Source organism: Paraburkholderia unamae (genome assembly GCF_003268775.1).
GTDB lineage: Bacteria > Pseudomonadota > Gammaproteobacteria > Burkholderiales > Burkholderiaceae > Paraburkholderia > Paraburkholderia unamae.
Window position 1 is genome coordinate 96872 of record NZ_QLSU01000034.1, and the last position, 8462, is coordinate 105333.

Consider the following 8462-nt stretch of genomic DNA (forward strand, 5'->3'; position numbering starts at 1 on the left):
CGGCGCTATCCGCCGTTTTTGCGTTAGATGCGGCGGCCCTGGCACGCCGCGCGCGCGGTGCCCGCCACCAGGTGATTGCGGTCGAAGTACACCGCGAACGGCACGTTGCGGGAACTGTCGAGGTCGTACTTGCCGAGGTCGTACTGGAAGCAGTCGAGACCGTTGGTCTGATAGCCGCGATCGGGCGGCCCGATGCGTTTGTAGACGTCGCCCTGCGTCATGCCGGGGTGGATGGAGGCGATGACCTGATCGGGTTTGATGGTCGGGGCGCATGCCGCGAGGCCCGCAAGCGTCGCGGCCACGAGCGCACAAAGAGATAGCTTGCTCACTTCGATTCCGTAGGTGAATGAGATTGTTATCGTTCCGGCCGCCGGTGGGGCGATCTATGGGACGATTCTGAAAGCGCGTCAATCTGAACGCGTCTAATCGAGCAGGACGCGCAGGCCGAAAAGCAGCAGGGCGAGCAGCGCGACGGGAACCGCGAGGCCGACGAAGCCGAGCAGCAACAGGCGATGCGATGTGGCGTGCTTCGAAACGAGCGGCTCGGCGACGGTGGCCGCGCCAAGCGCGAGCAGCAAAAGTGCGAATGTTTGCAGGTAGAGGACGGCGGACATGTTGACGATTCCTTCGCGTGGCTCGAAGGTGTCACGCGGCAGGAACCATCGTAGAGACGCGGTTCGGCACGGACGATCGGAGGAGTTCGAAAACGAGACGCAAGCGCGCAATGCGCGTGGAACACGCGGAGCAACGACGGCGCGTCGGCGGCGAGGGCGGCGACATCGTCTACAATCTCGCCTTCGCCCAATATTCATCCATCGTCTGTCAGGAATCCGCTGGTGTCTCAAGCTGCCCCCGACCCTCAAACCGCGCCCGTTGAGGCCGACCCGGTTCACGCCGGGGCCGTGCCGTCCGCGCCCGCGAAAAAGCGCAGCAAGCGCGAGCGTCGCGCCGAAAAGCGCGCCGCCATCGAAGCCTCTGTCGCTCATGCCCCCATTCTCGAGATCGAATCGCTCGACATGGACGCGCGCGGCGTTGGCCGTACCGTCACCGAGACGGGCGAGCCCGGCAAGGTGATCTTCGTCGAGGGCGCGCTGCCCGGCGAGCGCGTGACTTACCTCAGCTACCGCAAGAAGCCGACTTTCGAGCAGGCGCAGGTGGTGAGCGTGCTGCGCGAGAGCGCGATCCGCACCAAGCCGCAGTGCGCGTTTTTCGGCACCTGCGGCGGCTGCTCGATGCAGCACCTCGACGTGCGCGCGCAGATCGCCGTCAAGCAGCGTGTGCTGGAGGACAACCTCACGCACCTCTCGAAGGTGCGCGCGGAGACGATGTTCCGGCCGATCCACGGGCCGTCGTGGGGCTACCGCTATCGCGCGCGCCTCACGGTGCGCGACGTGCCGAAGAAGGGCGGCGTGCTGGTCGGCTTCCACGAGAAGAAGAGCAGCTACGTGGCCGACATGACGAGCTGCGAAGTGCTGCCGCCGAACGTGTCGGCGATGCTCGTGCCGCTGCGGCACCTTGTGGCCGCGCTGTCGATTCGCGATCGCATGCCGCAGATCGAGCTTGCGGTCGGCTCCAGCGTGACGGCGCTCGTGCTGCGTATTCTCGAACCGCTCACGGCCGCCGACGAAGACCTGCTGCGCGCGTTTGCCGACGAGCACAACGTGCAGTTCTGGCTACAGCCGAAGGGCCCGGACACGGTGTTCCCGTTCTATCCGCTGGACAAGGAACTCGACTACACGCTGCCGGAGTTCGGCATCCGCATGCCGTTCAAGCCGACCGACTTCACGCAGGTCAATCACCAGATCAACCGCGTGCTGGTCGGCCGGGCGCTGCGCCTGCTCGCGCCTGAGCCGGGCGATCGCGTGCTCGACCTGTTCTGCGGCATCGGCAACTTTACGCTGCCGCTCGCACGTCTCGCGCGCGAAGTGGTGGGTATCGAGGGCAGCGACACGCTGACCGCCCGGGCGCTCGAAAACGCGCGCGCCAACGGCGTGGACGGCCATACGTCGTTCGCGTGCCGCAACCTGTTCGAAGTCACCGCCGACGACATGCGCGCGCTCGGTCACTTCGACAAGTTCCTGGTCGACCCGCCGCGCGAAGGCGCGTTCGCCGTTTCGCAGGCGCTCGCGGAAATCGCGCAGAGCGGCAATGGGCCGCTGCCCAAGCGCATCGTCTACGTGTCGTGCAGCCCGGCGACGCTGGCGCGCGATGCGGGCGTTCTTGTGAACGAGGCCGGCTACCGGCTCAAGGGTGCGGGCGTCGTCAACATGTTCCCGCACACGTCGCACGTGGAGTCGATCGCGTTGTTCGAGCGCGACTGAGACCCCGCGCGCAGCGCAGGCGCTCCATGCCTGCGCTGCCGATGAGGCAAAAAAAACGCCACGGAATTTCCGTGGCGTTTTGCTTTTCAGCGTGCTTCAGCGTGAGCCGGCGGCGATCACCAGATCTGCCACCACGACTTGTTTTCCTTGCCGGGACGGGCGTGGCCGGTGATGTACGGGCTGTCCGGGAAGGTCGCGGCGAGCACGCGGCGCGTGTCTTCGGCGAGCTGCGGCTGATCGAGCTTCTGATACGACAGGATCATGATGTGCAGGGCGTCTTCAATGGCCGGCGCGCTCTTGTAGTCCTGAATGGCGAGCTGCGCGCGGTTGATGGCCGCCACATAGGCGCCGCGGCGATAGTAGTAGTCGGCCGCGTGCACTTCGTGCGAGGCGAGCGCGTTCACGATGTAGCGCATGCGCTGCGCGGCGTCCGGCGCGTACTTGCTTTGCGGATACTTGCTGACCACGGTGTTGAACGCGTCATACGACTCGCGCAGCGACTTCGGGTCGCGCTCGCTCATGTCCTGGCCCGAGAAGCGGCCAAAGAGACCCAGGTCGTCGTTGAAGTGGATCATGCCCTTGAGATAGTACGCGTAGGCGATGTCCGGGTGATCCGGGTGCAACTGGATGAAGCGGTTGATCGCCTGGTCGGCGGCGTCGTTCTCGTTGTCCTTCCAGTTACAGTAGGCAACGTTGATCTGAGCCTGCTGGGCGAAATGGCCGAACGGGTCGCGGCCCTGGAGTGCTTCGAAGTACTTCGCGCACTTGCCCCAGTCGCCACCGGAGAGCGCGTCCTGAGCCTCCGTATATAATTTGTTGTTGTTCCATGCCGCCGTTTCGTCGGTCTTTTCCGGCAAGCCGTGGCAGGCCGCGACCACAGCGAGCGCCGCGCCGCACACGGCAAGGCGAACGATGTTGCCGATCTTGCCGAGCGTTTGTGCTCGCGCCGCGCGCATTGCGTTTCGGGCCACTGCTTGTTTGGCCAGTTTCGTAATCGTGTTCAAGGCTCGCATTTATCCAGTCCAGCTTCAGGTCCACAGGTGACCCAGACTCAATGACCCGTTCAGTTATTCCGGGGGCCGGCGCTCCCGGCGCCCAAAACAGCACCAGCGATTATAGCCTGGGCGATGCGCCCGATGACGCAGCCTCCAGTGAGGCTTTCGATGACGACCTCAACGGCGAGGCCGCCGCGCCGCTCGCGGGCGGCGCCCCGCGTACGCGCCGGGACGAAGCCCCGCGCTTCGTTCAGGTGCCCGATGAGCTTGCCGGCGACCGCCTCGACAAGGTGCTCGCGAAAGTGTTTCCGGAGTTTTCACGCAGCCGCCTCCAGGGCTGGATCGAGGAGCAGCGCGTGCGCGTGGACGGCAAGCCCGCCAAGGTGCGCCAGCCGGTGCCGCTCGGCGCGACCATCGAACTCGTGCCCGATCTCCTGCCCGAGCAGCTCGCCTTCACGCCCGAGCCGGTGCCGCTCGACGTCATCTACGAGGACGACGCCATCGTCGTCATCAACAAGCCCGCGGGGCTCGTCGTGCATCCGGCCGCCGGCAACTGGAGCGGCACGCTCCTGAACGGCCTTCTGCATCGCTACGGCGAAGCGGCGGCGGGCCTGCCGCGCGCGGGCATCGTCCATCGGCTGGACAAGGAAACTTCGGGGCTGATGGTCGTCGCACGCACGCTCGAGGCGCAAACCGACCTGGTGCGCCAGTTGCAGGCGCGCACCGTGAAGCGCCGCTATCTCGCGCTCGTCTGGGGCAGCATGGCCGACAAAGGCACGATCGACGCGCCCATTGGCCGCGATCCGCGCGATCGCACGCGCATGGCGGTGGTCAAGGGCGCGGCGGGCAAGCCCGCGCGCACGCACTTCCGGCGTATCGACAAGACGCTCTGGCACAACCAGCCCGTGAGCGCGATTCATTGCGACCTGGAAACGGGCCGCACGCACCAGATCCGCGTGCATTGCGCGCACATCGGTCATCCGTTGCTGGGCGATCCGGTGTACGGCCACGCGCGCGGCAAGCGTTCGGTGGCGGCGCTGCCCGACGGTTTCGCGCGCCAGGCGCTGCACGCGTGGCGTCTCGGCCTCGTGCATCCGGTGACGGGCCGCGCGATGCAATGGCGCGCCGACGCGCCCGACGACATGGACGCGCTGATCGAGGCGCTCGGCTTCGGCAGCGAAGAAGACGAGGACGAACACGGCTTCGATGACGAAATGTTCGACAGCGCCTACACCGACGAAGGCTACGTGATCGGCAGCGACGAAGACGATTACGACGACGATGAAGACGGCGAAGACAGCGACGACGATCGGCACGACGAGGACAAGCCCGCATGACGACCTGCCCGGAACTGACATCCGCCGATTTGCTGTTCCCCGACTGGCAGGTTTCGCCGCGCGTGCGCGCGCTCGTGACGACGCGCAACGGCGGCGTGAGCGCGCCGCCGTTCGGGCGCTGGGAGGGCGCGCAGGGTAGTGAGGGCGTCGAGTTGCCCGGCGGCCTGAACCTCGGCCGCGGCTCCGGCGACGATCTCGACGATGTCGAGGCGAACCGCGCGCGCCTGCTCGCTCATGCGGGCGTGCCCGCGGCGTGGCTCAAGCAGATCCACGGGCCTGTTGTGGTGGACGCCGCCGAAGCGCTCGCCGCCGCGCGTGCGGGTGCGCCGCTCGAAGCCGACGCCAGTGTGACCGCCGAGCCCGGCATTGCCTGCACGGTGATGGTGGCCGACTGCATGCCCGTCCTGCTGTGCGATGGCGAGGGCCGCGCCGTGGGCGCCGCGCACGCGGGCTGGCGCGGGTTGGCAGCGGGCGTGATCGAGCGCACCGCGCAACGCGTGGCGGCGCTCGCCGGTTGCACGAGCGCCGACCTGCATGCATACCTCGGGCCGGCGATCGGGCCCACGGCCTTCGAAGTCGGCGCAGACGTGCGTGACGCGTTCATGACCCACGCGGAGAGTGTCGACGCGGCACAACGTGACGCACATCGCGCGGCGACCGAAGCCGCCTTCGTGGCGCGCCCCGAGGCCGCCGGCAAGTACCTTGCCGACCTCGTCGCCCTGGCGCGATTGCGCCTGGACGCGCTGGGCGTGCGCCATGTGAGCGGCGGCGACCAGTGCACGGTCACGCTGCGCGAGCGCTTTTACTCCTACCGGCGCGATCGCGTCACGGGCCGCATGGCCGCGCTGATCTGGCTCGAACCCTGACAGGATGTTCGCCACGCGTCGCTGCCTTTCGCAGGGCGGCGACGCACGTACCTGCGCGCATTTATGTTGCGCTGCATCTAATCTCGCAATTGGCACGGCGTCATGCCCGGCGCATGCCTTCGCCAACCCGTTCATTGCACTGCAAGCGCTTGCCGTCACGACGGATTTTTGTGCGCCGGACCGCATACCGATCCCATCCCCGAGTTAAACATCTGATTACATCGGGAAAACGATAATTAAAAAAATATCGCAGTGCGGCAAAATCGGGCACAAGCATTGACACGCTTTGCAATGGGGAGCAAGAATGTCCCTCACCCACGGGACAGGTCGTGACGAGCGCCGCAACAGCGCCCGTGTGCGTACCACCTGCCTCTCAACCAGTCCACCAGGACACATCGGTCAAAAGCAGGCATGACGGCATCTCAACGTTCCAAGACTGCCCCGGGCACGGGCGCTTCAACTGATGGTGCAACGCGCTTCAATCAGCCTTTCGCTCCCGACGCAGCCGGCATGCAGCAATATCTCGACGCGTGGACGAACGCCTGGAAGAGCGCCTTGAATGCTGCGCAGCAATCGGGCGGAGCCGCGCAGCAAGCGCCTCTCGCGGGCCTCGCCGGCAATTGGTGGCCTCCGGGTGGCAACGGCGCGCCGGGCAACCCCTTCGCCGCATCCAATCCGTTTGCCGGGACCAATCCCTTTGCCGCAGGCAATCCTTTCTCGGCAGGCAATCCTTTCGCCGCGGGCAGTCCTTTCGGCACGGCGAACCCCTTCGGCGGCGCGAACCCGTTCGAGGGCTTCAAGCTTCCCACGGCATCGATCGAACCCACGCGCTTGCAGCATCTGCAAGCGGAGTATTCGCGCGACGCGCTGGACTTGCTGCGCCAGGCCACCGACGCCACGCCGAAGGCGCCCGAGCTCAAGGACCGGCGCTTCAGCTCCGACGCCTGGAAAGCGACGCCCGCGTATGCCTTCACGGCCGCGTGGTATCTGCTCAACGCGCGCTATCTGCATGAGCTCGTCGACGCGATCGACACCGATGTGAAAACGCGCGAACGCATTCGTTTCGCCGTGCAGCAGTGGACGGCGGCGGCTTCGCCGAGCAACTTCCTCGCGCTCAATCCCGACGCGCAGAACGCCTTGCTCGAAACCCACGGCGAGAGCCTGCGCCAGGGGGTGATGAACCTGCTGGGCGACATGTCGCGCGGGAAGATTTCGCAGACCGACGAATCGCGCTTCGTGGTGGGCCGCAATCTCGCCACGACTGAAGGCTCGGTCGTGTTCGAGAACGCACTCTTCCAGTTGATCCAGTACAAGCCGACCACGGCCACCGTGCGCGAGCGGCCGCTGTTGATCGTGCCGCCGTGCATCAACAAGTATTACATCCTCGATCTGCAACCCGAGAACTCGCTCGTTGCCTACGCGCTGGAGCAGGGGCAGCAGGTGTTCCTCGTCTCGTGGCACAACGGCGACGCGTCGATTACCCATAAGGGCTGGGACGACTACATCGAAGAAGGCGTGCTCACCGCCATCGACACGACGCGCAGCATCAGCGGCCGCGAGCAGATCAACGCGCTCGGCTTCTGCGTGGGCGGCACGCTCCTCGCCACGGCGCTGGCCGTTGCGGCGGCGCGCGGCGAGCACCCCGCCTCGTCGATGACACTGCTCACGGCAATGCTCGACTTCGGCGACACGGGCGTGCTCGACGTGTTCGTCGATGAAGCCCACGTGCAGATGCGCGAGCAGACCATCGGCGGCAAGAATGGCGGCACGCCGGGTCTCATGCGCGGCGTGGAGTTCGCGAACACGTTCTCGTTCCTGCGGCCCAACGATCTGGTCTGGAACTACGTCGTCGACAATTACCTGAAGGGCCGCACGCCTGCGCCATTCGACCTGCTGTTCTGGAACAGCGACTCGACGAGTCTGCCGGGGCCGATGTACGCGTGGTATCTGCGCAATACGTATCTGGAAAACAAGCTGCGCGAGCCTGGTGCGCTCACCGTGTGCGGCGAGGAAGTGGATCTCTCGCGTATCGACGTGCCGACTTTCATCTACGGCTCGCGCGAGGATCACATCGTGCCGTGGCGTACCGCTTACGCTTCGGTGCCGCTGCTTTCGGGGCCGCTGAAATTCGTGCTTGGCGCGTCGGGCCATATCGCGGGTGTGATCAACCCCGCGTCGAAGAACAAGCGCAGTTTCTGGAGCGTCGAGGCCGATGCGAAGCATCTGCCCGAAGAGGCCGACGACTGGTTTGCCGTTGCCGAGGAAAAACCCGGCAGCTGGTGGCCGACCTGGGCCGAATGGCTCGACCAGTTCGGCGGCAAGAAGGTGAAGCCGCGTGCACAAGCCGGTTCGGCGGAATTCCCCGAGATCGAGCCGGCGCCGGGGCGCTATGTGCAGCAGCGCGATTGAAATGGATTGACGCGCTTGCTGCGGGAAATGGGTTATCAACTTGACGGGCGGGGCGCATTGCGCGCCATCAAGGCGCCCGAAGGATCTGGAAATGACTGACATTGTGATCGTTTCGGCCGCACGTACGGCGGTAGGCAAATTCGGCGGCTCGCTTGCGAAGGTGGCGGCGCCCGATCTCGGCGCCATCGTGATCAAGGCCGCGCTCGAGCGCGCGGGCGTGAAGCCGGAGCAGGTGAGCGACGTGATCATGGGTCAGGTGCTCACGGCCGCCTCGGGCCAGAACGTGGCGCGCCAGGCGTCGATCAAGGCGGGCCTGCCCACGGCCGTGCCCGCCATGACGATCAACAAGGTGTGCGGCTCGGGTCTGAAGGCGGTGATGCTGGCCGCGAACGCGATCATCGCGGGCGACTCGGACATCGTGGTCGCGGGCGGCCAGGAAAACATGAGCGCCGCGCCGCATGTGCTGCCGGGCTCGCGCGACGGCTTCCGCATGGGCGATGCGAAGCTCATCGACAGCATGATCGTCGACGGCCT

General features: G+C 66.1%; 8 protein-coding genes. 5 read left to right on the forward strand and 3 right to left on the reverse strand.

The annotated features are described in order from the left end of the window. Positions 1–23 precede the first annotated feature (23 nt). Both C7401_RS36975 and C7401_RS36980 read right to left on the reverse strand, forming a co-directional pair. Positions 24–329 (reverse strand): hypothetical protein, encoded by a 306-nt coding sequence (locus tag C7401_RS36975; protein WP_133254627.1) that lies wholly within the window; start codon positions 327–329, stop codon positions 24–26. A gap of 93 nt (positions 330–422) precedes the next feature. Next, on the reverse strand, positions 423–614 hold the full coding sequence (locus tag C7401_RS36980) for a hypothetical protein (RefSeq protein ID WP_112176989.1): 192 nt from the start codon (positions 612–614) through the stop codon (positions 423–425). Between the two features lie 351 nt (positions 615–965). On the opposite strand from C7401_RS36980, the gene rlmD reads away from it, so the two are divergent. After that, positions 966–2321, forward strand: a complete 1356-nt coding sequence (gene rlmD / locus C7401_RS36985; protein WP_112177001.1) for a 23S rRNA (uracil(1939)-C(5))-methyltransferase RlmD — start codon at positions 966–968, stop codon at positions 2319–2321. A gap of 116 nt (positions 2322–2437) precedes the next feature. On the opposite strand, the gene C7401_RS36990 is transcribed toward rlmD, so the two are convergent. Beyond that, on the reverse strand, positions 2438–3277 hold the full coding sequence (locus C7401_RS36990) for an outer membrane protein assembly factor BamD (protein ID WP_372460411.1): 840 nt from the start codon (positions 3275–3277) through the stop codon (positions 2438–2440). 98 nt (positions 3278–3375) lie between these two features. On the opposite strand from C7401_RS36990, the gene C7401_RS36995 reads away from it, so the two are divergent. The 4 genes from C7401_RS36995 to C7401_RS37010 all read left to right on the forward strand — a co-directional run. Then, positions 3376–4653, forward strand: coding sequence for an RluA family pseudouridine synthase (locus C7401_RS36995; protein ID WP_112176991.1), 1278 nt, complete (start codon positions 3376–3378; stop codon positions 4651–4653). After that, positions 4650–5519 (forward strand): peptidoglycan editing factor PgeF, encoded by an 870-nt coding sequence (gene pgeF, locus C7401_RS37000; protein ID WP_112176992.1) that lies wholly within the window; start codon positions 4650–4652, stop codon positions 5517–5519. The genes C7401_RS36995 and pgeF overlap by 4 nt, the downstream gene beginning before the upstream one ends. Before the next feature lie 510 nt (positions 5520–6029). Further along, entirely contained in the window at positions 6030–7928 is a 1899-nt protein-coding gene (gene phaC / locus C7401_RS37005; RefSeq protein ID WP_112176993.1) for a class I poly(R)-hydroxyalkanoic acid synthase, read from the forward strand. Between the two features lie 91 nt (positions 7929–8019). After that, positions 8020–8462 (forward strand): thiolase family protein (locus C7401_RS37010; RefSeq protein WP_309252019.1); only part of this gene is annotated, 443 nt, incomplete at its 3' end.

Coding starts and splice junctions, on each gene's coding strand:
- C7401_RS36980 (WP_112176989.1), bottom strand. CDS start 614: ATGTCCGCCGTCCTCTACCTGCAAACATTCGCACTTTTGCTGCTCGCG.
- C7401_RS36990 (WP_372460411.1), bottom strand. CDS start 3,277: ATGCGCGCGGCGCGAGCACAAACGCTCGGCAAGATCGGCAACATCGTT.
- C7401_RS36995 (WP_112176991.1), top strand. CDS start 3,376: ATGACCCGTTCAGTTATTCCGGGGGCCGGCGCTCCCGGCGCCCAAAAC.
- pgeF (WP_112176992.1), top strand. CDS start 4,650: ATGACGACCTGCCCGGAACTGACATCCGCCGATTTGCTGTTCCCCGAC.
- phaC (WP_112176993.1), top strand. CDS start 6,030: ATGCAGCAATATCTCGACGCGTGGACGAACGCCTGGAAGAGCGCCTTG.